The sequence below is a fragment of the Chromatiales bacterium genome, from assembly GCA_014323925.1.
GTDB lineage: Bacteria > Pseudomonadota > Gammaproteobacteria > Poriferisulfidales > Oxydemutatoraceae > SP5GCR1.
Window position 1 is genome coordinate 37,844 of record JACONC010000014.1, and the last position, 26,773, is coordinate 64,616.

25 protein-coding genes and 1 tRNA gene are annotated in these 26,773 nt (G+C 43.5%); 18 read left to right on the forward strand and 8 right to left on the reverse strand.

Features of this window, described 5'->3' with window-relative positions; genetic code table 11:
* Nucleotides 1–5: 5 nt before the first annotated feature.
* Genes GDA45_06385 through GDA45_06405 form a run of 5 tightly spaced genes read right to left on the reverse strand, consistent with a single transcriptional unit; the run spans nucleotide 6 to nucleotide 6,836 of the window.
* Complete coding sequence (locus GDA45_06385; GenBank protein MBC6414490.1) at nucleotides 6–323, reverse strand: M48 family metallopeptidase; 318 nt, start codon at nucleotides 321–323, stop codon at nucleotides 6–8.
* A complete protein-coding gene (locus GDA45_06390; protein MBC6414491.1) occupies nucleotides 310–3,243 on the reverse strand; it encodes an HsdR family type I site-specific deoxyribonuclease in 2,934 nt (977 codons plus the stop codon). Before GDA45_06390 ends, GDA45_06385 begins: the two co-directional genes overlap by 14 nt.
* Nucleotides 3,243–3,821, reverse strand: coding sequence for a Fic family protein (locus GDA45_06395; GenBank protein ID MBC6414492.1), 579 nt, complete (start codon nucleotides 3,819–3,821; stop codon nucleotides 3,243–3,245). Before GDA45_06395 ends, GDA45_06390 begins: the two co-directional genes overlap by 1 nt.
* Nucleotides 3,818–5,023: a restriction endonuclease subunit S gene (locus GDA45_06400; GenBank protein ID MBC6414493.1), complete on the reverse strand. Its 1,206-nt coding sequence runs from the start codon at nucleotides 5,021–5,023 to the stop codon at nucleotides 3,818–3,820. The genes GDA45_06395 and GDA45_06400 overlap by 4 nt, the downstream gene beginning before the upstream one ends.
* Nucleotides 5,024–5,039: 16 nt before the next feature.
* Nucleotides 5,040–6,836, reverse strand: a complete 1,797-nt coding sequence (locus GDA45_06405; GenBank protein MBC6414494.1) for an N-6 DNA methylase — start codon at nucleotides 6,834–6,836, stop codon at nucleotides 5,040–5,042.
* A gap of 106 nt (nucleotides 6,837–6,942) precedes the next feature.
* On the opposite strand from GDA45_06405, the gene GDA45_06410 reads away from it, so the two are divergent.
* Both GDA45_06410 and GDA45_06415 read left to right on the forward strand, forming a co-directional pair.
* Nucleotides 6,943–7,899, forward strand: a complete 957-nt coding sequence (locus tag GDA45_06410) for a patatin-like phospholipase family protein (GenBank protein MBC6414495.1) — start codon at nucleotides 6,943–6,945, stop codon at nucleotides 7,897–7,899.
* A gap of 24 nt (nucleotides 7,900–7,923) precedes the next feature.
* Nucleotides 7,924–9,606: an SEC-C domain-containing protein gene (locus GDA45_06415; protein MBC6414496.1), complete on the forward strand. Its 1,683-nt coding sequence runs from the start codon at nucleotides 7,924–7,926 to the stop codon at nucleotides 9,604–9,606.
* Between the two features lies 1 nt (nucleotide 9,607).
* Here GDA45_06415 and GDA45_06420 read toward each other — a convergent pair whose 3' ends face one another.
* Complete coding sequence (locus GDA45_06420) at nucleotides 9,608–9,913, reverse strand: nucleotidyltransferase domain-containing protein (GenBank protein ID MBC6414497.1); 306 nt, start codon at nucleotides 9,911–9,913, stop codon at nucleotides 9,608–9,610.
* A gap of 4 nt (nucleotides 9,914–9,917) precedes the next feature.
* Entirely contained in the window at nucleotides 9,918–10,343 is a 426-nt protein-coding gene (locus GDA45_06425; GenBank protein ID MBC6414498.1) for a nucleotidyltransferase substrate binding protein, read from the reverse strand.
* 302 nt (nucleotides 10,344–10,645) lie between these two features.
* Here GDA45_06425 and GDA45_06430 point away from each other — a divergent pair, with 302 nt between their 5' ends.
* The 10 genes from GDA45_06430 to trmB all read left to right on the forward strand — a co-directional run bounded on the left by GDA45_06430 (nucleotide 10,646) and on the right by trmB (nucleotide 20,407).
* Nucleotides 10,646–11,014 (forward strand): TIGR03751 family conjugal transfer lipoprotein, encoded by a 369-nt coding sequence (locus GDA45_06430; GenBank protein MBC6414499.1) that lies wholly within the window; start codon nucleotides 10,646–10,648, stop codon nucleotides 11,012–11,014.
* Nucleotides 11,011–13,812: a conjugative transfer ATPase gene (locus tag GDA45_06435; protein MBC6414500.1), complete on the forward strand. Its 2,802-nt coding sequence runs from the start codon at nucleotides 11,011–11,013 to the stop codon at nucleotides 13,810–13,812. Before GDA45_06430 ends, GDA45_06435 begins: the two co-directional genes overlap by 4 nt.
* Complete coding sequence (locus tag GDA45_06440; GenBank protein MBC6414501.1) at nucleotides 13,809–15,158, forward strand: hypothetical protein; 1,350 nt, start codon at nucleotides 13,809–13,811, stop codon at nucleotides 15,156–15,158. The genes GDA45_06435 and GDA45_06440 overlap by 4 nt, the downstream gene beginning before the upstream one ends.
* Before the next feature lie 45 nt (nucleotides 15,159–15,203).
* The gene (locus GDA45_06445; protein MBC6414502.1) at nucleotides 15,204–15,410 is read left to right on the forward strand and encodes a hypothetical protein; all 207 of its coding nucleotides are present in this window, start codon (nucleotides 15,204–15,206) and stop codon (nucleotides 15,408–15,410) included.
* Between the two features lie 6 nt (nucleotides 15,411–15,416).
* Entirely contained in the window at nucleotides 15,417–16,796 is a 1,380-nt protein-coding gene (locus GDA45_06450) for a conjugal transfer protein TraG N-terminal domain-containing protein (protein MBC6414503.1), read from the forward strand.
* A complete protein-coding gene (locus GDA45_06455) occupies nucleotides 16,789–17,382 on the forward strand; it encodes a hypothetical protein (GenBank protein MBC6414504.1) in 594 nt (197 codons plus the stop codon). The genes GDA45_06450 and GDA45_06455 overlap by 8 nt, the downstream gene beginning before the upstream one ends.
* Nucleotides 17,361–18,536, forward strand: a complete 1,176-nt coding sequence (locus GDA45_06460; protein ID MBC6414505.1) for a TraU family protein — start codon at nucleotides 17,361–17,363, stop codon at nucleotides 18,534–18,536. Before GDA45_06455 ends, GDA45_06460 begins: the two co-directional genes overlap by 22 nt.
* 107 nt (nucleotides 18,537–18,643) lie before the next feature.
* Nucleotides 18,644–18,856: a sulfur carrier protein ThiS gene (gene thiS / locus GDA45_06465; GenBank protein MBC6414506.1), complete on the forward strand. Its 213-nt coding sequence runs from the start codon at nucleotides 18,644–18,646 to the stop codon at nucleotides 18,854–18,856.
* A 12-nt stretch (nucleotides 18,857–18,868) separates the two neighbouring features.
* Nucleotides 18,869–19,660, forward strand: coding sequence for a thiazole synthase (locus GDA45_06470; GenBank protein MBC6414507.1), 792 nt, complete (start codon nucleotides 18,869–18,871; stop codon nucleotides 19,658–19,660).
* A gap of 3 nt (nucleotides 19,661–19,663) precedes the next feature.
* Nucleotides 19,664–20,407 (forward strand): tRNA (guanosine(46)-N7)-methyltransferase TrmB, encoded by a 744-nt coding sequence (gene trmB / locus GDA45_06475; protein ID MBC6414508.1) that lies wholly within the window; start codon nucleotides 19,664–19,666, stop codon nucleotides 20,405–20,407.
* A gap of 4 nt (nucleotides 20,408–20,411) precedes the next feature.
* Here trmB and GDA45_06480 read toward each other — a convergent pair whose 3' ends face one another.
* Entirely contained in the window at nucleotides 20,412–22,319 is a 1,908-nt protein-coding gene (locus GDA45_06480) for a SulP family inorganic anion transporter (GenBank protein ID MBC6414509.1), read from the reverse strand.
* 78 nt (nucleotides 22,320–22,397) lie between these two features.
* Between GDA45_06480 and GDA45_06485 the strand changes: the two genes are divergently transcribed.
* From GDA45_06485 to GDA45_06510, 6 genes are all read left to right on the forward strand, one after another.
* Complete coding sequence (locus GDA45_06485) at nucleotides 22,398–23,432, forward strand: NADP(H)-dependent aldo-keto reductase (protein ID MBC6414510.1); 1,035 nt, start codon at nucleotides 22,398–22,400, stop codon at nucleotides 23,430–23,432.
* A 26-nt stretch (nucleotides 23,433–23,458) separates the two neighbouring features.
* Nucleotides 23,459–24,397, forward strand: coding sequence for a hypothetical protein (locus tag GDA45_06490; GenBank protein ID MBC6414511.1), 939 nt, complete (start codon nucleotides 23,459–23,461; stop codon nucleotides 24,395–24,397).
* A 7-nt stretch (nucleotides 24,398–24,404) separates the two neighbouring features.
* A complete protein-coding gene (gene mutM / locus GDA45_06495; protein ID MBC6414512.1) occupies nucleotides 24,405–25,220 on the forward strand; it encodes a bifunctional DNA-formamidopyrimidine glycosylase/DNA-(apurinic or apyrimidinic site) lyase in 816 nt (271 codons plus the stop codon).
* 43 nt (nucleotides 25,221–25,263) lie between these two features.
* A tRNA-Ser gene (locus GDA45_06500) sits at nucleotides 25,264–25,354 on the forward strand.
* A gap of 314 nt (nucleotides 25,355–25,668) precedes the next feature.
* A complete protein-coding gene (locus tag GDA45_06505; protein MBC6414513.1) occupies nucleotides 25,669–25,920 on the forward strand; it encodes a GIY-YIG nuclease family protein in 252 nt (83 codons plus the stop codon).
* Nucleotides 25,921–25,949: 29 nt separating this feature from the next.
* Complete coding sequence (locus GDA45_06510; protein ID MBC6414514.1) at nucleotides 25,950–26,492, forward strand: hypothetical protein; 543 nt, start codon at nucleotides 25,950–25,952, stop codon at nucleotides 26,490–26,492.
* The last annotated feature ends 281 nt before the right edge of the window (nucleotides 26,493–26,773 follow it).

Genomic DNA, 26,773 nt, shown 5'->3' on the forward strand with positions numbered 1-26,773 from the left:
TTATCCTAAATGCGAGTTGCTTCTTTAGACAATTTTACCTCTTGCTTTTGCCAATCTGGCAAATAAACACTCATTAAAGAACGAAACAATTTGCCATGGTGAGAAACTTTAAGATGTAGCAGTTCATGAATGATTACATAATCCTGTATTGCTTCATCTAGAAACAAAAGCTCGCTATTGAAGGTTACAAATCCATCCGCAGTACAGAATCCCCACTTCTTTTCGAGCCTTTCTATACGAACATCGTGTGGGAAAACCCGTATCTTTCTAGCCCATGCATTCACTTTATATCTAAAGTCTCTCTCTAATTTATCTACTCCCATAGACTTTCTCCATTAGCTTTAGAATCTTGTCCGTTACATCTAACATATTGTCTTGTTCCATGAGTGGCACCAGTCTCGCATAGATTTCTAATTTAAGTTGTCGTTTCTCGTCGGTATTGTCGTTGAAATTTTCGAACTTCTCAAAAGAAGTATTTATTTCTATGGCTAGTTGCTTAGGATTTTCCAAGTTTGCTTTTTTAAGACACCAATAGATTAAGAATGTTTCTTTATCCAACCCCAATTCTTTTTGTGCTTTCTGACTTTCTATAGCCTCATTAGACAGTTCATAGGCCTTTCGTAAGATTTCCCTTGATTTTTCCTGCCCATCCTTAAATTCTTTTAGTATTTCATTTGCTCTCTCATCTATAGAAATAAGCGCCGGATTTTCGTTTTGCTCCTCATTTGCCATCTTTATTATGGATTTTAGAAGATTCATCACTTTGATAATTTCGCTGGTAGTTTTATCTTTTTTGAGCTTCGTTAAAGTTTCGGCATTAATTTCAAAAACTTGGTCAACCTTATATGTATGTGCTTGTAGATTTTCTCGGATAAATCTTTCCGTTTTTCGGCCTAATTCATCCAAAAATTTAGTTTCCTTCGCATCGGGATCTCCGCTATATGCTCTAATTAAAAGTCGCTGAATCTCGATAATATTTTGGTATTTGGACATGTAAGGTTGTAGTCTTTTATCTGGAGAAAGCACTTCGTAAGCATCTTCCAGTTCTTTTGCTTTTGCTACAAACTCATCTCTTATCTTAGAGTCTTTGAAATCTTCATAAAGTAGCTTTTCTACTAATTTATCGTCTTGGGTTGCCAAGATCATAGGCAAATAACCCAACTCCTCATCTATTAGGTTTTTGAACCTATCAAACAGGCGATCTATATCTTCTATTACAGCATTCACTTCGTTGGCATCAAAGGCTAATGCTTTACTCATAGACTTGAAAATTCCAACAAAATCTACTATTAATCCACAAGGTTTGCGAATACCTGTGCTATTTTCATAAGGTCTATTGACTCGCGCAATAGCCTGCAACAATACATGATCACGCATAGGTTTATCCAAATACATACAGTAGAGTATAGGGGCATCGTAGCCGGTCAGTAGTTTATCGGTCACTATCAAAATATGAGGCTCGCTATCCGCTTTCTTAAAAAACTCTCTAGTTTGTTTTTCTTCGGCTTCGCTCTTTTGATATTTATCAAGTATTCCTCGGTCATTATGCCCTTTTGAATAAATTGCTTGCGACATTCCGGGTAAAAGTTTATCTAACGCCTCTTTATAAAGTGCACAAGCCTCTCTATCAACGGCAACAACAAAAGCCTTATAACCTAACGGTTGCACCTTTTCTTTGAAGTGATCGGCAATAAATGCGGCAACCTTATCAATCCGGTCATCGGCTTTCAAAAAAGTTTTAAGGCGCACAGCTTTTCTAAGCACTTCGTTCAAATCGTCTATATCGCTAACACCCTCGCTCTCTGCTTGCTGTAGAAATTCCTCTTCCAACAACTCGTCAGAAAGTTTTAATTGGTTGGGGACATTTTCATACCTTAGCTGTAAAGTTGTACCATCCTCTATGGACTCTCGTATTGAATATTTATCCAGATAGCCTTCTTTATCGTACTTACCGAAAATCTTAAAGGTGCCTTTGCCGCTAGCGGTTTTATCTACCGGCGTTCCGGTGAAGCCAAATAGCGTGGCATTGGGCAAGGCAGCGGTAAGGTAATTTCCTAAATCTTTATTAACTGAACGATGCGCCTCGTCAATCAAAACATAAAAATCCTGACGAGTGCAGCTGTTATTTTTAATTTGATCAAACTTATGGATCATTGAAATAATCAAACCACCAGCATTCGCCTTTAATATTTCTTGCAATTCTATTTTACTCTCGGCTTTACGGACCACGATTTCTTGGTGGCTTTCTATCAAGCGGTCAATCCAACCCGAAAGCTGTCCTTCGAGTTCTTGTCTATCTATAATCATCATCACCGTTGCGTTTGGTTTCCTCTCTAAAATTATGCGTGCCGCAGTAATCATCGTGAAGGTTTTCCCAGATCCTTGAGTATGCCAAATCAGCCCTCTCGTTTTGTTTTTCTCCTTCGTACATCGCTTATCAATCTTATCTATGGCTCTTATCTGATGTTGTTGCAATACGGTCTTTTTTAGTTCATCATCCTTATAAAAAAATAATACACATTGTCTAACTAGTCTCAAAAAGTTGGCTTTATCAAAAAAAGATTTAACCGCCTCTTCCCAAGTGATGTTTTTCTCTCTTTTGTGCTTTAATTCTTTTTTCCAGTTAAAGATATTTTTTCTTGAATAGTTCCAAGTAGCTCCGTAGAAATACTCGCAAACATCAGCTATGTTAAAGACTTGCGGACAACACAACATCTCAGGCGTTTGTTCTTCATAGCGTGCAAGTTGTGTTATAGCCTCTTGCATAGGGTCTTTATTTTTAGGATTCTTGTTTTCTACAATGGCAAGCGGTATACCATTGACAAGGAATATAATGTCCGAACGATTTTTATGTGAGATACTGGCATGCGCCCATTCTTGGGTGATATAAAACTCGTTATTCTCAGGATTCTCGAAGTCTATAGGGAAGATAGGTCGCTCTCTTCGCTCCTGCTGATCATAAAAACTTCTGCGTCCTTGTAGCCAATCCAAAACTTGTTTGTTACCCTCCATAGTATCCGGAATATTCTCTATATTTCTGATAATCCCTCGTGCGTCATCCTCATTTATAAATGGATTGAGCCGTACTAAATTTTGCGCCAATATATCATAGAAAAATTTGCCTTGTGTTCCTGCCCTGAAAGCCGATGCCTTTTCTACTGTTATATATTGCCAACCAATATGCTGTGCGTATTTGATAAAAGGCTTTTGCACGGCTTCCCTTTCGGTTATCAAACGAGACATTATTGATTGCTTTTGTTGATTAAATGAACAATTAGATTGATAACGGTATCTTTATCTTTGGTTTTGCTTTCGGCAACCAAAAGTGTCAATGCAATTAAAGCATTGTCGGCGATGCGTTTACTGCCTTTCGCCGAATACAGAAGTTTGTTTAAGTTTAAGAACCAGATAAAGATGAAAGCGCCGATTCTTTTATTACCATCCACAAAAGGATGATTCTTAACAATAAAATAAAGCAGGTGTGCCGCTTTCTCTTCAATACTCGGATAAAGATCCTTGCCACTGAAAGTTTGATAGATAGCATTTAGCGAACTATCAAATCCACTTTGCTCTCTCTCTTTACCGAATAAATCAGTCGCTTGCTTTTTCTCAATGAGCTTCTTTTGCAGATGTGCTATAGCAGACGAGGCATTTTCATAATTAATAGCAGATCCTTGTTGCGATGTCGTTTGCTCTATGCTCAGAGCATTGCGGTCGTATGCGTCTAAAGTTGCAATTGCATAAGAGTAGTCCTTAATAATATAAGAAAGTTCCGATACTGCATCGTGATTCAAACCAAGGTCTTGTAAAAATTCTTTCACTGCAGTTCTAACTCCGAAACATCAATAGCCAGTTTATCTACTCTAATTTGTCCAGTCATTAGTTTATTGAGCATAGATTTGAAAAGTGCTTGCAATGCAGATTTTTGCCCCTCATAGTTTTCAATCCTTTCATCTATTATAGAAAGGATTGAGGCGATTTTCTTTTGCTCAGGAAGAGGCGGGATCTTTATATCTTGTGCATACGCGGTATTTCTATTCAAACCAGGTACCGCAGAATCCGAATTTAATCTATCTAACGCAAGACCCTTAAGCAAATAGTAAAGAAAATCTAAATCACATTTTGTGTCACTTTTCGATACATAAAAAGTAGTATCAATAGGGAAAAATGATATATCACTCTTATAAACAGATCCTATCGTTCCTTTTCTACCAATAATGATTCCTGGTTCTGTTACCAATGGTTCATTATGCTTTCCTATTAAGCCAGCAGAACTAAACACTGGCACATCACCTAAAATTCTCTTCTGCTTTGGTAACGATTTACCATAATTTAAAACCGCTACCTCCCCCAACTTTATCTCCCGCCATCCCTTCCAATAAATCGTTTTACCTTTTGTTTTTTCGCTCTTCGTTCCATAAGTGAAAAGATGTTGCATCATGGATTTTTTGAGCTCTTTTATGGTTTTTATAAGCTCATCTTTAGCATCAATGTTCTGTTCAATCTTTGATAAAACGGTAGCGATTTTCTTTTGCTCAGAAAGAGGAGGAATAGGGATAGAAAAATTTTCAAAATTTTTTTTATTTAATATTGGGACTGTTACTTTTGCGGCACTCTGGATTAAACGTTGCCGGCAGTTATGAAGCATATAATATATAAAATGTGGGTTATAGTTAGAATTTACTATAACAGAATTAATTTGCTGATTTGTAGTTGAATAATTATCGTTAATCATTCCTAATTTTCCGATATTACCAATACAACCAACTAAAATAGAATTCTGAGGTACAGGAGTACAGCGCTCATATCCTGCCTGAGTTAATTTTCTATGTGCTGATTGGACATATTTACCATTATCAAGATCAGCAGGAGATATAAGATTGTATTCACCACCGTAGAAATTTTCATTTTTTGTGCTGGGTGTAGAGCCTGTTATCACTTCCCCTATCTCTTTAATTTTAGTAATACTCCAACTCTCTGGTATCTCTCCAATTTCAGTTTGTTTCATTTTTTCTTGCATCATGGTCGTAATCCTGAAGTCACTTTAGTTCAATCATAGAAATAATTTTATTCATCTCTTTATCCAAGCGGTTAGATTGACTGTGTAGTGTTTTTAGTTCAGTCAATATGTCAGGAATTTCCCTATAAGTTTCTACATCGCTCAAGCTGATATAGCGCGACGGTGATAGATTGTAGTCGTTCTTTTCTGCATCTTTAATCGTGATGACTTTGACGAATTTCTCTTGGTCTTTGCCTGCTATGAAGGCTTGGGTTATTTTTTCAATACTCTCATCGGAAATATGGTTTTTAGGTCTCCCTTTATAAAATTCTTGGCTGGCATTCAATAAAATAATTTTTCCTTTCTTGTCAGCAGATTTCTGTTTGTTTAAGAAAACAATAATACCTGCCGCAGTTGTATTATAAAAAAGGTTTTCGGGGAATAGAATCACACCCTCTATCAAGTCTTGTTCTACGAACCACTTGCGTATAAGTTTCTCTTTATCATCGTGTTTACTACCGCTACCGCGAGTAACTGCTCCGGTATCCAGCACGATTGCAGCTCTACCCTTTGAGTTAAGAGATGCCGCTGCTACTTGTACCCATGCCCAATCTCCTTTCCCTGATGTGAAGCCGCCGTAATTTTCAAAACGTTCCCATGGATCATTTTCATAAATTTTTGTATCAAACGGCTGGTTCCACATTGGGTTGGCTATTACGATATCGTAAGTTTTCAACCGCCCACTCTTAGTTTTAAATTTAGGATTTTCCATAGAATCCCCTCTTTGTATATCGCCTTCAATATCGTGGAGGACTTTGTTCATACAACCTAGGGCAAAATTTTCTCGGCCAAGCTCCTGCCCATATAGCTTAAGCGGCTTTTTGTTTAATGGGTCGTTTTCTTTGAGTACCAGTTGCAACTTCACCAATAACCCAAAAGAACCGCAGGCAAAATCATAAGCAGTTTCTCCACCTTGCGGTCGTAGAATTTTTGCCATAACAAAACCCACCTCGCGAGGTGTAAAAAATTCTCCTGCCGACTGTCCGCTATCTTCGGCGAATTTCCTCAGCAGATATTCATAGGCGCGCCCCAAAAAGTCAGGTTCTACATCTCGTAAACCTAAACGATAACGCGGATTAGAAAAAGCATCTATGACCCCTCTTAAAGCAGCGTCGCTGATTTCCCTCTCTCCTTGCAACGATGCATTGTAGTCCACTATATCAATCACACCACTAAGGGAATGATTAGGATTTGCCTTTACGATATCGCGCATAGTCAGTGTCAATTGCTCACCTAAAGAATTGGGTCGTTTAGCTTTAGGCCACTTAAAATTTTCTTCTCCACTAACGACCGACCACTTCGCCGATGGTGGAATATAAAAGCGGACAAGCGCTTTATCCTTTCTGATAAGTTCCAATGCTGTCTCTTTGCTTCCTACTCCGTCGGCAACTCTCTTGACCTCGTCATCAAACACATCAGAAAGCCGTTTAATGAAAAGCAACGGTAATATATAATCCTTAAATTTAGGTGCGTCTTTTGCGCCGCGAATAGAGCAAGCGGCACTCCACAGCATCTGCTCCATAGACTGGGTACTCAAAACCTGACTCCTAGTCACACCTCTTTTAGAACGCTGCGAACTCATATCAGTGTCAACGGTTTCATCTATATGCAACACCTCATCATAAAGTTTATCAATCTTCTCTTTCGCTGACTTCCTAATAGCCGTTTTGCCATTCTCCCAACGATTTACCGTCGCAAAAGAAACACCCAACCTAGAAGCTAACTCCTCTTGACTTAAGCTAAGTTTTTTTCTGATTTCTGTTAATTTTTCTTGCATTATATGATCTCCTAGTGTAGAATCGTATATTATATGTTATAACATAAAGTATAACTTATAAGGTATATTACATGAGCACAATCGCAACAGTTATTTATTAATAAGTGTGGATAATAGAACAAACAAAGAAAAAACTCAAAGACATTTTAAGATCCTCGCCTTAGATGGAGGAGGAGTAAAAGGCATTTTCTCTATCCAGTTATTATCACTTATAGAAAAAGAACTTGGGATAAGAGTATATGACACTTTTGATATTATAGTGGGGACAAGTACGGGAAGTATTGCCGCAGGTGCTATATCAATAAAATATCCACTAGAAAAACTTGTAGGAAACTATACAACATGGGCAAAAGAGGTATTCAAGAAAAAAAGAATAGGCTCATGGATACACTGGTGTTCAAAATATGATTCCAAGCCATTAGAAGATCACCTTCATCAAACATTTGAAAATATAAAATTAGGTGACATAGAAAAACCTCTGATTATTAATGCTACAGATGCTAGCCATGGTGGTGTTTATGTTTTCAAGTCAAGCTACCAAAAAAAGCAACGAGGGGAGGAGAATTATTCTAGAGATGGTAATACCCCTTTATTTAAGGCAGTTTTGGCCTCTTGCGCTGCTCCGACTTATTTCGACCCGATAGATATAAACGGGGTTCTCGTCTGTGATGGCGGTCTCTGGGCAAACAATCCTGCGCTTGTAGGGTATGTTGATGCAAAAGTGAATTTTCAGGCTACATCTATAAAAATTTTTTCACTGGGAACAGGTATAAAAAAGCAGTCTTATAAATGGCCGAGATTTGGAGCATGGGGATTCTGCACTGGATGGAGAAGAACAGAGTTTGTAGATTTTGTTATGTCCTGCCAGACGATGTTTCCTCAAAATTCGTTACAGCTGATTGATAGCGAAGGTATCTTACGCATTAACCCAGAGATTAAAAAATGCAGACTTGATAATTACAAAGCCATCCCCACATTGACGGCAACTGCTAAGACAGAGTTTGCAGATAAACGAACACAAATTAAAAATTTTTTAACCGACGAGGTTGATTATGCTACATAAAATATTTTAGAAACGGAGGCGACTATGCAACACGGCACATATTTTGAAAAATTTCTAGAAGATACAGTAAATTTAAATAAATCTAGAATTGATAAATTAAAACAGCATGTAAATGCTATCACTGATTTTATCGCTGAAAATCATAGCAGTTATCAAGCATATAGTAATCAGGGTTCGTATGCACTCAAAACTATTATCAAACCAGTTGACGATAACGATGAGTTTGATGCTGATATTTTAGTTTTTATAAAAGACAGTAATTTTAACCCCCACCTATATCGCACTGATTACGTAGAGCAAGTCTATCGAGTATTCAAAGACAATAAGACTTATAAAGATAAAGTCAAAAAGAATACTAGGTGTGTAACAATTGAATATACAGGAGACTTCCACTTAGATGTCGTTCCTTGCATAGAACATAATGGCAATCATTATATTTGTAATCCCAAAGATAAAAAGTATGAAGAAACAGACGGAGATAGTTATAAAAAATGGTTATTAGAAAAAAACAAAACTGTCGGCGCAGGAAGCAATAATTTTAGAAAGACGACTAAACTGTTAAAGTATTTAAGAGACCACAAAAACACCTTTTCAGTCAAATCTATACTACTCACCACTCTATTGGGTAATCAGGTATATGATAACGAAAACGACGAAATTTTTCCTGATCTTCCAACAACATTAAAAACGCTTTCAACCCGTCTAAATCGTTTTCTTCAAACTTATACGACAATGCCTATTATTACAAATCCTGCTCTTATTAGTGAAAACTTTAATAGACATTGGGATCAAAATAAATATCAGAATTTCCGAGATAAAATTAAGTTATATACTGATAAGATAAATGAGGCTTATGAAGAGACAGATCATAATGAAAGCGTAAAAAAATGGAGAGAGATATTCGGAGATGACTTTGGTGAATTAAAAAAAGATGAGTCGTCAAACTCTAACAATACTAAAACTGCTGCCACTACAACATTAGTAACCCCGACTGTGGCTGCAAAGAAACCATACGCTACTGATAAAAATACAGAAAAAGTACGGTCGTTCAAGCCATTCCTTGATGAACTACAGAAGATAAAAGAATTTCCCCCCACATCAATAGTCTATTATCAAAAAGATACAAATACATTAGCTATAGATCTTAAGGTTTTACCCTGTCATTATGTGGAAGATAAAACTCAAATATCTGGATGGGTAGTAAAACACTGTGATACGAATGCAAAAGGAGTTATTACTGGTGAATATGCCGTTATCATTGATCTGAAAACCGGAAGAGTATATGAATTTGAAGGAAAAATAAAACAAATTGCTAAAGAACTTAAAAGAAAATATGCTGATTTGCACCTATATCCCAATGGTAGTTGCTGCCTTGGTATAGACATAGAAAAGAAAAAGAAATCTTTGAGTGAATTTGTTATAAATGATGTATTTCCTTACTTTGTTTGGCAAGCTTACTATGCGAAGTATAAAGAGATACCACCAGTCGGCGAATATTCACATGGATCTAAAGGATTAAAAGAAGCTCAAAACGATTATGAATCCACTATGGTACATCCACGTAAAGCAGGTGCACATAGAAATAAGCCGTGCCCTTGCGGAAGCGGTAAAAAATACAAAAAATGTTGTTGGATAAAAGACAATAAAATGAGCATTACTTTAGGAGAGTCTAAGCGTAGCTCTATCCACAATGCTACTTCTTTTTAGCTTACACCCGACTATACCATTCGGTTCCGTATACTCGGATGTGTTCAAGGAGTGTCGGGTTGTCTATAGTGCGGTATAGTATCAGGTCTACTGTTTGTGCCATTGGAATTTCGTCTAAGGCTGCGCCGATGCGAGCTTGGTCGCTGAGGCTAATGTGGTCGCCGAATAGCACAATATCTATATCCGAGGTGGCGGTGTTAGTGCCGGTAGCTCTAGAACCGAATAGTACAGCGCGCTCTACTTTGTTATAGCCAGAAATAATATTAATAATTGCCTTACGGTGTTTATCTTTGATTTGGTGTGCCATTGCCTCATTGTTTGCTTTGTTGTTTGCTTTTCTCGTTCAGGGTTGCGTGCAGGCGCAGTAGAGTCGGATAGTAGTACTTTTTAATCAAGGCTTCCACCTCAAGTGCGATGTCTGCTCGATACACATGACTGAGGACATTACGCTTGTCTAGAGCTTCAAGCAGTATTTCACAGTCGCCCTCGTTGATATAGTGCGCTTCAAAACTTTTGCGGATCACTTCACGCGGCACTGTCACATCGTAACCTTCGTAGGAGAGTAGATCCTTTAGTACTTTCCAAGATAAATCAAAACACAATTCAAAGGTCTTAATAAGACCAGCATGACCAAGGTCGTCGTATTCAGCTATTTCACATGCTTGAGTCAATTGGGGGAAGAACTGGTCAAAGTTATCGAAGCGTTGTAGCCAACGAGTTTTTTTAGGTTTGTCCATACCTCACCTTACGCAATAGATTGATGTCTGCTTTTTTTATACTTTATAAAGAAACTATCCTTACTAGTATATATGTTAGCAAACTCATCGGCCATTATATCTAAAGGGTGTGCCGATTAACCTAGCCTCAATTTATAGCCAATGCATAGCCAATTTAGGGCTTTTCGCCGTTTGTCGGTTGTCAGCGACCGTTCGTCTGAACGATGAAAATTTACCGTGTCGGGCAATGTATCGTTACTCGTATCATTGACTTTAAGCAGGATCATCGTTGGAGTTTATTTATGACCAAATGTAAAAGCGGTATGGTGTTTTGGGGTTCGCCTTTGCGGACGGTCACAATGTTAGCAGCTGTCGTGTTGATGGCGGCGTGCACTTCTAAGTTCCCGGGAGATGATACTGAGCGCAAGCCGATGTTGGAGCTTTACCAAGAGCATATTGCCAGTGCGCCTACTCTCAATAGAGAACTGCGACACGGCGATGCCGACTTGGCGGCGTATACCAGAACTGCCGACAATGAGTTGGAGGTGCTTTTCCCGTTATTGCCTAATCCTAAAATTGTGCTCTATGTATTTCCGCACATTGCCGAAGGTGTGCCGGTGCCGGGCTACGCCACCAGCTTTAATCTGTATGAGAAAGATCATTATGCACTGCCTGCGGAGTATCCGAGATGACCTCGCGATTCAACTGGTGGGAAAGATATATAGGTCTATATAGAGATGAGCGCACAGAAGCGCCGGCTTATGTGCCAGAGGGTGTCGCACCTTATTTTTACTGGGATGGTAGCGGTCAGTCTTATTTGACACAGCGCGATTTTTTGAAGATTGCCGACCCCGGCAAGCAAAGTCGTTGCCTCTATTCGGCACCGGGCTTTTTGGATTATTTGGGACCGCGTGCAGATGTCAACGGCACCGACATTTTATTGAGAAACCTGAGTAATATCGGACGGCTATTTGAATTGGTGCCGGTCGGTGTTGAAGGACAATCGGATTCATATATACAAAGTTTGTTCAATAAGGCGGTGCCGACCTTCTCCAATGTGATTCCAGAGGACGAAAAAAACACTTGGTTCGTACAGTTCTTTTTGGAAGACGAAGCATCGCTGGAAGGTGTTTATAGGCATTTAGAAAAATATATAGCACCGCATTTGTTGGACAGCCGGTATACGCAAAACTGGCTAGAGCATCTGCGGGCACATTTGCAACAAGCCGGTCAAGCAAATGGTTTATTCTTTGACCAGCAAGTCTCAGGAGGGATATGGCGCGCCCGCATGCGCCGCGTGCGGCTTTGCCTGTGGCATAACGGTCAAGGAGAGGATGGCAATACGCTAGCCGAGGTATCTGAGAAACTGAAAAACGCTTTTGCTCAAGCAAACATCAAATTGATTGCGCGCACGCCTGCTGACTTGCACGATTGGCTCAGGCGGTGGTTTGCACCCGGTGCGGCAAACGAGATTAAAAATGCGGGCACTGCACAGCAAACGGCACGAGTAGGATTTGGTTTGTTGGATGACGATGGCGGAGATCTGGTGGCGCGGGCTTGTCAGGGTGTTTATCCGGGTAGCGATGCGCACGGCAACTGGTATTTTCGCAAGCAAGCGACTCGTTTTGTTTGTTTTGATAGTTTAGCAGACGAACCTCCTATCGGGCTGTTGACTGCCGAGCAAAAGGTCGGCACGCAGCGGCGCGTGCTTTGGGATAATATGCCACCGGCGAGCACACTATCTTTGACGATACAGTTTTGCGCACAAGCCGAAATTGCCGAGCATATCAGGCAGCTGATAGAAAACTCCGGCGGCGGCACATCAGAGGCTGAGGCAAAAAGAACAATGGCGCGTCGCGCACAAGATTATATCGCAGCAGGTCATAAGCTGTATCGCGTCTACGGCGGCGTGTTCGTGCGCGGTGATGATTTGCAACAGCTGAAGTCCAATGTCTTGCAAGCAACCTCTATTTTGGACGCCCACGGTTTGCGCATGGTGGCGCCGCAATACGACTTAATTGCCCAAGACTGCTTTTTGCGCGCCCTGCCCTTTTCTTACAATAGCCGCCACGATGGCAGACCGTATATACGCCGCAGTCGATTATGGTTCGGCGAGCACATACAGCGCACTGCACCGATTTGGGGGCGTAGCACCGGCACGGGTAATCCCGGATTGCTGTTTTGGAACAGAGGTGCGGAACCCCTTAGCTTTGACATTTTGAATCCCGAAGATAGAAAGCGCAACGCGCATTTACTGATGTTGGGTCCTACCGGTTCTGGCAAAACGGCAACATTGATTTATATGTTGTTGCAGATGATTGCAGTGCATCGTCCGCGCCTTTTTATTATTACTTCGTTGCCGGCGTTCGGACTACTCGCACAATATCTACAAAGCCTAGATATAAGCGTCAACTATGTGCGTATAGGCGAAGCCGATGTCAGCCTGCCGCCGTTTGCCGACGCGCATCAACTGCTGGGTGAACATCACCGCGATCACTTGGCAATAGACGATGACGATGCGCCCATGCGCGATCGATTAGCAGAGATGGAAAGTATTGCCAGGTTGATGATCACTGGTGGCGATATGCGCGAGGAAGCAGATCTGCGACGCGCCGATATGAATATGATTAGACGCGCTATCATCAATGCCGCAGAGACTGCCGACCAACAGAACCGTCGCACTAAAACCTCAGATGTCGTGCAGGCGATGCGCACCTTGGCAAGCAACCACGACCCTGCCGATACAACATTGCTTAACTCGGCGGCAGCCAATAAGCTGATAGGTTATGCCAATGCGATGGATTTGTTTTGTCAAGGAATGACCGGAGATGTTTTTAATCGCGAAGGTAGTCTGTGGCCGGAAGCAGATATCACCATCATAGAATTAGGCGCATTTGCTAAGAAAGACTATCAGGCGCAACTGTCGGTAGCGATTTTAAGTTTGCTCAACAAAATTAACGAGGTTGCCGAACGCAGCCAATACGAAAGCCGACAGCTACTCACTATCATCGACGAAGCACATATATTGCTTAAAAACCCGTTGGTTGTGCCGACGCTGAATAACATTATGGCGATGTGGCGAACTTTCGGGGCGTGGCTGTGGCTGGCAACCCAGACTCTGGCACAGTTTCCGGAGAATGCTAGGGAAATGCTAAACCAACCCGAATGGCTTCTCGCACTGTCTATGGATCGCGGCGAAGTCGAGCAAATCGCCCGTTTCAAGCATCTATCAGAAGATCAAAAAGCACTGTTGCTAGCAGCGCGAAAAGCGTCGGGGGATTATGTTGAAGGTGTGGTCATCTCTGATGTGTTGCTCACTTTGTTTAGAAGCGTCGTGCCGCCCTTATCTTTGGCGTTGGCACAAACTGAGAAATCAGAAAAAGCCGCACGAGCGGAAATAATGAAGCAGCATCAATGTAGCGAGCTACAAGCGGTCTACCGAATTGCTGAGCGCATCAAACGAACCAGAGCAAAAGGCGGGACGCAATGAAATCCCTCCCCCCTTATATATACATGATACGCACGATATATGGGATATACGCACTGGGTATGCTGATGTTATTGATGGCTAGCGATGTGCGCGCACAAAATAACATTATTGATAACTTCATTATTGACAACTTAAAGGATTATATAGAGTTCGGCGCATACCGCACCCCACCGGCACCGCCGCAAGAAAGCAGTCTTTACATAGGAGCAGAAGTCAATTTGGATGCTCGGTTGGCATGTAGCAAGTTCGACCCCAAGCTATCAGTAGACCAGGCGATGACTGGTCTAGAAGAAACGATGAGCACGGTAGATTCTATACCGAAGACAGTGATCTCATCGTTGCCTGGGGTCGTCTTTTGTCGGGCATTGCCGGGAGTTTGTGAACTGGCACAAGAATACATTGCGCGGTTTGAAAGCCGTTTTAATCTTGCGGTCAAAAGCTGTGAGAAAATGATCGCCGATGCCACCCAAGGGCGCAATCCTTATCAAGATATTATCAATGTGACAGTTGAGAATGCTTGGACGCAAGGTCAACAAGCAAACAAAACTCCTGAGCAGGTACAAGCGCAGATGGCTGAGGTGAGAGACCAAGGCATAGACTGGGTCGGCAATAACAAGCATGGCGGGCGCGGGCAACGGCAAATCAGACCGATAAGACATACCATCGCCGCTGGTTGGTGCATAGCGAACGGTGAGAAGCGCAGCGATTGTGAAGTGTCGGCGGCGGACAACGAATATACCCAAACATGGCCTGTGGCGACCGAATTAAAAGAATGGATTACTGATGTCGTCGGCGACATTGGTTTTTGGATCTATCAGGGCGCGCCACCGCCGCAGAGCTATGCCGGTTTAGGCCTCACCACTAAAGTCGGTGTGCGTGAACCGTTGATTAAAGCAAAGCTCAAGCAACTGACCCAAATATCAGCTGATAACATCTACGATATAGCCGATGAAGACTTGGAATTTTTGAGTTCGGAGTCGCAAAAGATGCTACCGCAGATACTCACCGCTTTGCAAATAGATCCCGACAGAGATTGGTTGATAGATCGTCTTGCTAACGAAATCTCAATTGCACAGACTTTGGACGAAGCGCTGCTCGCCAGACGACTATTGCTGATAGGTGCGAGAGAACCAAACCTTTATGCACATAAGCAATTCGTGACCGCTGAAGTAGATCGGGCATTGGCACATCTGCAGGGTGAGATTACGCAGCTGCTGATGGAAGCCGATGCGCGCAGTAAAGTTGTCTCCGATTTTGTGATGCGGATTTTAGAAAGAGCCGAGCAACGACAAAATGCCGGCAAAACTATCACACCCGATGTGCCTTACACGGGTGTGCAACCATAACCCCCTGTGTGCTTTGTTGTGCTTTGTTGTGCTTTATTTAGATGAATGATTAACTCCGAGATGTTGTTTGTATTGGATTTAGTCAGATATACGATTTATGCAGTGGTATTCGTATGTTGGCAGATCTTAATGCGTAAGCTAATCATTGGCTTCAAGCTGAAACAGCTTGCCCCACTAGGCATAGCGACACATTCAGGTTTGTTGGTTTTGCTGTGCTTTTACGAAGCGTTGATTTGGGGTCTGCGGGTTTGATTAGCGATGACTGTCGAGTTGTCAGTATTCTCAGAATGGGAGAAGGTGCTTACATTATACGGCTGGTTGCTAAATAATTTCTACACCGATATTTTATTCTCGTCAGGTATCGTGCTGGTGGTTATGATTGCCACATTCGTCTCAGTATGGTCAGCGGCAGCTGATAGTGGGCAAGTCTCGCAAGCCATGCAAAGAAAGTTGGAGATGCGCACATTGATAATCGTAGCAGTGGTAGTATTTGCTTTTTTCCCTATCTTTAGAGTAGATAACATAAAAGTCTTGGCGCTCTCGGGTAGCTGTCAAGAATACGGCAAGCAAATTGCATTTGAACCCGTTGCCGTCGATGAAGACCTCAAGCAAAAGTTGATAGCCGATACCGCTGATGTAAAAATCCCTTTGCTATGGGCATTGCTGCATAAGATAGGTGCGGGAATTTATTATCGGGTATTTGACGGATTAGATTGCTACACCGACTGGCAAGCAGTGGAAACCATTATCAGAACAAGCAAGATACAAGACCCGGCGTTGGCCGATGAATATCGTCTCTTTGCAACAAAGTGTTATGGGCTTGCGCGCCATCAATACCAAAAGACCGGACATCGCGGTAGCGGCACACCACCATCTGCCGATGACCTCGCCTACTTAGGAAGTTCTTATTATTTGAACACGCCGGGTTATTACGATGCTTTCTTGTTGCCGACTCAATTGCATCGCTGGCAGCCTAAGGCGGTCAGAAGTTGCAAAGCGTGGTGGCAAGGTAATGCAGCCAATAAAGGGCTGAGAGAGATTTTGCTTGAACAAGCAACACAGCAGCTGCCACCTTTGGAACTTGCGCAGATCTCAGGTTCGGCTAGCCGCAACCTGGAAGACCGTATTATCAAAGCCATGCTTAAATCAAATCCGATAGAACTAACTGCATCTGCCGCGACCCATGCGACACAGCCCAGCCGTATGGGTCTCAATCTAACGGCACCAGACTATGTGTCGGGTGCGGGGCTGTCTGGTCTCTCTGAGCAAGTGTCTGCTACTTTTAATCGCGCCTATTTTCTAAAAAGGATAGTCTCGTACGCACAACCGATAGTGCTATTGGCACTCTATTTTTTCATCCCGCTATTTTTATTGGCAAGCAGTCTGAAAATAATCGGTGTTTGCTACTATGCAGCAGTGATTGCCGGTGTGCAGGCGATGCCGATGATCTATGCAGTGGTTGCCGCACTGAGCGCTAAAGTAACCGAGAGCCTTTATCAAGGAATAGGATTATTTGCGGTCAATATGGATCGTCTAATTGTCGCTAGTGTATTTGCGTATTTGCCACTGGTGCTTGCCATCGCTTATTTTATCGCGCTGATGCTCGGCATCAAAAGAAGCACTCGCAGCAATGAATGACATTAATAAGAGATATATCGGTGCTATGGATACCATTTTGCGCACTGACTTCGTGTGCCACCGACTCAGCGAACCCATCAGGTATGGCACGCACCTTCGTATCACGATAAACATCTGCCCACCCATAATAATGTCCATAATAATGTTCATATTAATGCTGTTGCTAAACATTAATATTGCTATTGCATCGGACCCTAACAGTGCGTTGATTAAGGTGCGGATTTATAGCGTAGCACCCAATAAACTAGTCGGCGTATCGCAGTTGAAAAAAGAGCCTTTTACCGATCTACACATCATTGATCTGTCAGTTATTCCCGAAATGGAAGCAATTTTTAACGCCTATATAAATGATGAAAAGCAACAGTTGTCAGTTGCTGAAATGAAAACTGCGGTTGAGCAGCTAGCCGATGACCGCCTGCAAAAATTAGCTGCCGCACAACTGCATCTGTTTGATTTACAAACCCGCTACGATGTTATGATTGACGACCTTCCCATCGCTGTTATAGAACACCAGAAAAACTTTTATTTATACAAAGGCAACGATGTCTATGCAGGATTTTTGTTATGGCAACAATCCAAGCAATAGGTAAATACACTTTCATAGCATCTGTATTATTGCTATGCCTAGTGCCTGAGCAAAGTCACGCCGGCGGCTTCAATACCGCACAGTTGCTCTATAACTCTATGCAAATCAAATGTGTAGATTGGAAAATCGTCGGCTTATGTTTCTGGTTAAAATGTAGCCCAAAATGCAAAATTAGAACAACGCCTAAAATTTCCCACTATCTGCCTGATTTCACCGTTACCAATAGTCCCGGCCAATGCCCGTGGCAAGAAGCAAACTTGCTATCTCTGCGCTCGCCGAGTAATATCGCCCACCAACTGCTCAATAAAACAAGCGGTGGCAACCCCGGGCAAGGCGGTCGCACAGATCGTTATGCAATGAAATTTAAAGATACTATGGTAATAGGTAATCCTATCGTTGCATTAACAGATCGATTCAATGTCCGCTTTCTATGCAAAAGTCGCATAAAACCAATGCACATATATTTCAATTCCAGACAGGGGCTTAACGCGTTGACTTGGCGTGGCATAGATTTGACTGCACCACCAGGCACAGCTGCGACCGACACAGACAAGATAGAAAGTTGGCAGCTCAGTAGTCGAATGGTCGGCAGAAGCAATACCTCTCAGAACGGCATTATCCCAGACTCGTTATTACCACACAGCGGTTGGGGCAGTATCTATCCGCGGCGCGGCACCGTGTTAAATCCGAACGATGTGCACGCTGGTGCAGTCATCGCCCAACGCGCGATTGAGATTGTCGTCCGTAATCCTGCCGGCTACCGAAATGTAACCGCCGCTGATGTGCATAACGAAGAGCGACCGGAAACCTGGGGCAATACGCAGACACCTAACCGCCGAAAATGCATTGCTTCAGGAGGACGCTGGCAACAATTGATGCAAAACAGACCATCCAGCACACGAGGAAAATGCCTGCAACAACATTCGGTGCAACAACGCGATGTGGGCGATGAAAGCACCGACCGCTGGCAGATGATTTATCCCGAAACAGAAGCCGAATGTGCTTCCTTTGATCAACACGCCAACCGCGAAAACGATTGGTCGAGCGACAAAGCATCCGCTGAGGGAGCTTACGGCTATAACTTTTGGCAGAAATATAAATGCTGCATCCCGCGCAGTGGTCATTATCTATTCAGTATAGAATGGTCGTCTTAGTGTCGGCAGCATCAAGGTAGCAAGGTGTGCTTTTGTGATGGCACACACCCTGCTGCTATGCAAAACCTTAACGATGTAGGAAGGTTGCTACAGTATAATATAGCCATATGAATACCAACATCCAGATTGAAGTCAACGGTAGTGTGCGCGGTGTGCAAGAAGGTACCACCGTCGCAGTGTTAGTGCAGATGTTGGCGTTATCCGAGCGCAAAATTGCAGTAGAAATAAACCGCCAGATAGTACCGCAATCTCAGCACCAGCAAACCCAATTGCAAGACGGTGATCAGGTCGAGATTATAGAAGCTATCGGCGGTGGTTGAAACCGATATGCAATGACACAAAAAATAGACAAAGCGCTCAATATTGCTGGTCGCAACTATAGTTCACGGTTGTTGGTCGGCACCGGCAAGTACCGAGATTTCGCCGAAACCAAACAAGCGATACAGGCCTGTGGTGCGGAAATTGTAACGGTTGCGATAAGACGCACCAATATAGGTCAGCACAAAACCCAAGCCAATTTGTTGGATGTGTTGTCGCCCGAACAGTACACGATATTACCGAACACTGCCGGTTGCTACACTGCCGAGGATGCGATACGCACATGTCGCCTCGCTTGCGAGTTGTTGGACGGACACAAGCTCGTTAAACTAGAAGTATTAGGCGACGCTGAAACTTTGTTCCCGAATGTTGTCGAAACTCTGCAAGCAACCGAAGTTTTAGTCAAAGAGGGCTTTGATGTGATGGTATATACCAACGACGACCCAATCGCTGCCAAGCAGTTTGAAAATGCCGGCTGTATTGCGGTGATGCCTTTGGCTGCGCCCATCGGTTCGGGTTTGGGGATATGTAACCCGTATAATATTATGACTATCGTCGACAACGCAAAGGTGCCGGTTATCGTCGACGCCGGCGTAGGCACGGCATCGGATGCCAGCATCGCAATGGAGTTGGGCTGCGACGGTGTGTTGATGAATACCGCTATAGCCGAGGCACATAATCCAGTATTGATGGCAGAGGCGATGAAAAAAGCAGTGGTAGCAGGACATCTGGCATGGCTTGCTGGACGCATGCCCAAACGACGGTTTGCATCGGCATCGTCTCCTTCGGAGCAATTATTCTTCTAGCCTATGGGACACCCCGAAGTATTAGCACAGCCGATACCACAATACCCGCTACGCAGCTATGCGCTACGCTGCAGTCGCATCACTAAAGCACAACAGCACGCACTGCATACCTATTGGCCGCAATTCGGCATAAAAACCACCAACCGCCCGCTGGATTTCGCCACCGTGTTTGCACGCATAGCTCCAGTGACATTGGAAATCGGCTTCGGTGACGGCGAGACACTGGCAACCATCGCCGAAGCCTCACCCGACATTGATTTTATCGGGCTAGAAGTGTATTCGCCGGGTATCGGCATGTTGCTGAATAAGATTAATCACAAAGCTCTGACCAATGTGCGAGTTATCCACGCCGATGCGGCAACGGTGATACCTCGCTGTTTTCCCAACCACAGCTTAACCGAGATATTGATTTTGTTCCCCGACCCATGGCCGAAAAGACGCCATCATAAACGCCGACTCATACAAGCTAATTTCGTCTCTATGCTCGCCGCTAAACTTTGCGTCGGCGGCACCCTGCGGCTGGCAACCGATAGCAAGGATTACGCCACCGCAATGCACCATACCATCGCCGCCTGCGGTCGCTATCAGGCTACAGCACCGACTGTTCGCCCGACTACTGCGTATGAGCGACGCGGACGAGCATTAAAGCATCGGATTTATGACTTGCAATATGAAGTGCTAGCAGTGCGAGATGATAATATCTGTGCGCACAGCGACACGAAAACTCCCTACACTAAAACCGACTAGAGGACTACCCTTCCAGACTAGGATTGTTGGGCTGCTCTGGTGGTGCTTTGCTGTCTTTTTTCTTAGCTAAGCCAGACATTAGGGTCCTCAACAATTTGTCGGGCGCACGGCGGTTTCTTCTCATAATACAACCGGACATGTCTTTAGCCACACAACCTTCCACTGAGCAAGTGATCTTTTGCTTTGCCAGCTGCTGCCAAGCGTATTGCAAGGCCTCGTCTCGGGAATTAAAGAAACTATCAAGCCATTCTCCGCTGGCAAAACCGCTGCGTTGAAAAGTCTCCATAACCACTACTGGTGGACGGGCAAATAAAAACTCTATGTTTTGGTCAACTAAGGTGCGCGCCAGTTGGTTCAGCATCTCTTGTCCGGTTGCGTCTATATCGTTCATAGTAACTGCATCTATGATTATGAATCTCAGTTCCGGTTGGTTGCTGACCCGCTCCAGAATTTTATCGTGGAAATAACCCGTGTTAGCGAAAAACAACGAACCGCCGAAGCGCACTATCGCTATTTGAGGACACACTTTGAGGATATTTTTAGCAGCATCTCTTAAGCTACCGTCGGCATGCCTGCTGAGCAAAGAAATTTGAGGGCGCATGGTCTGGTATACATACAAGCCCAGAGACAGCAACACACCTATTAGAATACCGTTCTCTAAGTGCGGAGCAAATAGTAGGGTTAACAAAAAAGTTATGACTGCAACAATGCCGTCTTGAAGTTTTATCTTCCATATCTGCGTGAATGATTTGATGCGCACCAATGATGCAACCGCCAGAATAATAACTGCAGCTAGAGTCGCTTGCGGCAGGTGGTATAGTAGCGGGGTTAGAAATAATAATGTGAAGCCTATCAGCACTGCGGTTACCAGAGATGAAAAACCAGTAACCGCTCCGTTCTCTATGTTAACCGCCGAGCGTGAAAAAGACCCTGAGACTGCGTAGCCTTGGAAGAAACTAGAAGTCAGATTGGAGAGACCTTGACCGATGAGTTCTTGATCGGCATCCAGTCTCTGTCTGGTTTTGACCGCCATTGCTTTAGCGATAGATATCGCTTCCATAAAACCTATCAGCGCGATAGCCAAAGCAGCACCAGCCATCTCCTGAAACATCTTCAGACTCATTTGCGGCATTTCAAACGATGGCAAGCCTTGTGGTATGTTGCCGACAACGCGCCCGCCATTGCCATCAAAGTCAAAAAGCCAGGAAATGAGAGTGGCGACGATGACCGCAATTAGAACATTGGGTGATCTCGGTAGGTATCTCTTCAATATCAGCATCAATGCTAGAGAACCTATGGCAATCGCTACAGTATATAAGTGGAAGTCAGTCCAACCTGCTTGTAAGGTGTCCCAAACCACCTGATAATGATATTCCGACCGACCGACTTCGACACCGAAAATTTTGTCTAACTGCGAAGTCGCAATAATAATCGCCGCCGCACTGGTAAAACCAGTCACCACCGGATGGGAGAGAAAGTCGACCATCATGCCGAGCCGAACCACGCCCAGTGCCAGTTGCACGACACCGACCATAAGCGCCAACATCACTGCGTAGGCAAAATAACCTTCGCTACCGCTTGCCGCAGTTGACCCTATAGCCGACGCTGTTAATAGCGACACCACAGCAACCGGTCCGGTGGCAAGTTGACGCGACGAACCGAAAAATGCCGCAATGGCAACTGGCAGACAAGAAGCGTATAAACCATAATAAGGCGGTAAGCCGGCGAGTTGCGCATAAGCCATAGATTGAGGCACTAGCACGAGTGCTACTGTGACGCCAGCAAGGATATCGGCTTTGACAACCTCAGTATTTTTTAATTCACCAACCCAGCTTCTGAAGGGCGTAATATTTTTCAATAACCCACGCCCTAAATTTTTTATTGTTTTTAAGATTAGCGAATTATCGGTCATATATAAGATTGTTGTATGGTCATAGAATGTTATACTAACACAGCATAAAGAAAACTTTACATAGCTAAAACCGAAAAAATGGAATACCGCCCGCTTTCCGACACTCCCGTCAAAGTCAGTGTCATCTGCTTAGGCACGATGACCTGGGGAGAACAAAACACCGAACAAGAAGCACATCAACAGCTCGATTTTGCGGTTGAGCGAGGCGTTAATTTTATTGATCTAGCAGAGATGTACCCAGTCCCACCTAGGGCAGATACGCAAGGCTTAACTGAGCACTACTTCGGTAGCTGGCTGGCTAATTACTCTGCGAGAGAAGACCTAATTATCGCCACTAAAGTATCGGGGCCTGGCATGGTTGATTACCTGCGCGATGGCCCGCAATTGACCGCCGAGCATATCACCCAAGCAGTGGAAGATAGCCTGCGGCGTATCGGCAGCGACTATATTGATTTATACCAAGTGCATTGGCCAGCGCGTAAGACTAATTTCTTCGGACAGCTAGGCTATAAGCACGCAGAGGAGGATAGTTCTACACCGATTGACGAAACACTGGAAGCGCTACAAAATCTGGTGCAGGCTGGCAAAGTTCGTTATATAGGAATCTCCAACGAAACCCCGTGGGGGACAATGACCTACCTGAAGCTCGCCCAGCAACATAACCGACCGCGCATCGTCAGCATACAAAATCCATACAGTTTGTTGAATCGGACTTTTGAAGTCGGGATGGCAGAAACCGCCCATCGCGAGAAAGTAGGTTTACTGGCTTACTCTCCTCTGGCTTTCGGCGTGCTGAGCGGTAAATATTTAGGCGATAAAAAACCCAAGGGTGCGCGCCTCACACTATTTGATTTCTTCAATCGCTACATCAATAAACTAGGTATTGAAGCAACCGAACACTATTGTAAAATTGCCGAGCAAGCAGGTTTGGATCCTGCGCAGATGGCACTCGCTTATGTCAATACGCGCACTTTCTTAACCAGCAACATCATTGGTGCGACCACTATGCAGCAACTGGAAGCCGATATAGATAGTGTTAATGTCAAACTATCCGCAGATGTACTGGAAGCAATAGAAAAGATACACACTGAGATACCCAATCCGTGTCCTTGATTTAATACATTCTATTTGACATCCTGTTGCCACCTACAACCGACATACCTTTTAAGATAAGGGTTGAAAAAGAACCCTTATCACCCACCTACAGACACTGCCTGGCGACAATCGCCTTACAAAAAGACGCACCTGAAGATACTATTCGGACCAACCTAAATCCTATACGACAGACCCATAGCTTTGAAAACTGGTATGCGACACAACCAATAGACCGTGGGCAATACGGAAAAATATCCTACGCATACAACGATGATGTTTTATTCGGTCATGCCACCCTCTATCAAAAGGCTCTAGCCGATGATCTGCGAGCTATCTACAAAGACTTGGTAGCGTTGCTAAACTCAACGCATTATGCATTGCTAAGAGCCTGGCACTATTTACCAAGCCTTGACGAACTTGATGATTATCAGGTGTTCTGCGATGCGCGTGCTCGTGCTTTTGCGACGCTTCAGCCGAGCTTTTATTGTGCGGCAACCGTCATCGGCACCCATTGCGATTACGGTGTGATTTATTTTCTGGCTACCCGCAAGGCAGGCATCACCATTAACAATCCACGCCAAACTCTGCCACATTTATATCCTAAGCGCTATGGACAAGCGGCACCCAGGTTCGCACGCGCAACCTTAAAGCAATGGGGCAACCAAAGTGATCTTTATATTTCCGGCACCGCAGCGATCGTAGGTCATGAAAGCATGCACGAAGGCGATGCCGATGCGCAATTAGCAGAAGTGTTACGCAATGTAGAGACGCTGTTAGACGAAGCATCGACAATAGGCAAAATGCAGTTTAAGCACCTGCAGCACTCTAAACTTTATGTTGATCACAGTATCGTCGGTAATATCGCCGCGTTGATTGATAAATATTTCCCCTCGCAAAACCGATTGCAAGTATTTGAAGGACAGATGTGTCGTCGCGAATTACTCGTTGAAATGGAAGCGATGGCGACTGCCGATAGCGCATAGCCCAACGATGCCGGAACTCCCTGAGATAGAAACCGTTCGTCGCGGTCTGTCTTTACATTTAACCGGCACACGCATACGCAAGGCGGTCGTGCGCCAAAGACATCTACGCCGACCGGTAACTAGAGGGCTGGAACAAAAAATTAGCGGATTGTATATCAAGACGATAGCGCGGCGGGCAAAATATCTGTTGATTAAACTAGACTACGGATACTTAATTTACCATTTAGGTATGTCGGGTAGCTTGCGCATAGTGGATGAAAAGCATATCGCAGGGCGCCACGATCATATTGACATTTATACTGAAGATCATCGTGTTTTGAGATTTTGCGATCCACGGAAATTCGGCTTAGTGCTGTGGACTGCCAAAGACCCACTGCAACATAAATTACTGCGACATCTAGGACCGGAACCGCTTGGCAACGACTTCAGCGACACCTATTTATATCAATGTTCCAGAGGCCGTAAACTTGCGGTTAAGAATTTTCTAATGGACGGGCGCATCGTCGTGGGCATCGGTAATATCTATGCCAACGAAGCACTCTTCAAAGCGCGCGTGCATCCCCGACGAGCGACTGGGCGTATCGCCCAGCAGAGTTACGCAACCATCGTTGAAGCGGTGCAGCGCACATTGAGAAACGCCATACGCAAAGGCGGCACCACCCTGCGAGATTTTGTCGCAACTGACGGACGACCCGGCTATTTCAAACAAGCCTTGCATGTCTACCAGCGCGCCGGCGAAGCATGCACTGTATGCCAAACCCCAATACGCCAAATCCGCCTAGCCCAACGCTCCACCTTTTATTGCCCACACTGCCAACATTGATACAACAATAACGACCGCTTCATATACAATATACTCGCACCACGGAGAGATGGCCGAGCGGTCGAAGGCGCACGCTTGGAAAGCGTGTATACGGTTGTCCCGTATCGAGGGTTCGAATCCCTCTCTCTCCGCCAGCAACTACTCTCATCTTGCTATACAATTATTAGCCTAGTAGCCTCCCGGGTTTCTCGGACAATTTTCACACCAATGGTTCATTGATGATAAGAACTAATGGCAATACCCTCAAGTTTTTTGATATTACTCCCTTATCATCATCTACTGCTTTTCTTAAAAAGTATGCTCCGTGATTTACTCCTAGGAATGCGCAGATATATTTGGTATCGCACAATACTACTCTGAAATAGGAAATTTTTATTGTGTGTAGGATTGAAAAATCGCCAAGGCACCCTATATTAATTGTTTTTATATAACAAAGGAAACATCCATTATGGAACTAAGAGATACTATCGTTTATGAATTGAAAAAAGGCAATGAAATTGTTTACATCGGCACAACCAATGACCCAGAAAGACGCAAGAGAGAGCACGAAACTGAAGGGAAAGTATTCGACTCTATGAATCTTGTATCAGGCCCTGTGACTGAGGACGAAGCAAAAAGGATAGAAAAAGAACTTCTAGCAGAGTACCGACAACGCCATAATGGGAAAAACCCCAAATACAACAAGGATTCAGATGGATAAGGCGAGAGCCTGTCAACTATTTTGTGTATATGGATATAAAAGAAAGGAGAGAGTTTTACGAAAAAGTTTATTTTTATGAACTAGACAAACCAGAAAAGCTTTACGCAAGGCTAAGACTCCCTCTAGCGATTTTAATATTCATAATTCCAATAAACTTTTTCCTGATCAGTGAAGTCATTACCTCAATATCAGATGGATCTATAATATCTGTCGTGTTGATTATAAGTATTAGTAGTCTACTTATTCTTTTATATCTGTTGTATTGCATTTATAGAATGTTAACCGGTTGGACATATTATGAAGTTTCACTAAAGGATTTTGATGAACATTATGGTAGACTAATTGAGTATTATAAAAAGTGGTCTGATGAAGATCGGGATAAACAGAAAGCAGAATTAATGGCAAGAGAAACTTTTGAAAAAGACCTTACCCAGCAGCTTGTGGAATGCACAAATCACAATCAAAATCTTAATTTAGTAAGAAGCGCTTATATTATTAAATTAATTAAAATATTGCCATACTATACAATATTTATTGCTTTATCCTATGTGTTTCTGTTATTCAAAACATAATTTACCAGCTAACTGGAGAAGTATCATGTCAACCAAGAAATCAACCCCTCAACCCTCGCCACCCCCACCACCCCCACCAAGAAAATTCAGGGATGATCGTCCACTTCCGGTGAACTCTCCCAGTAAACCTTCTAAGTTAAGGAAAATATAGCCTATTCTTCAAAAATATGACCTTTCCCCCAAAAACCGGGCCATGACAAAGATGAGATTTCCAGTTAAATTAGACAAAAGGAGGTCTCAAAATGAAAAGACGATATACAGAAGAGCAAATTGTAGGTGCG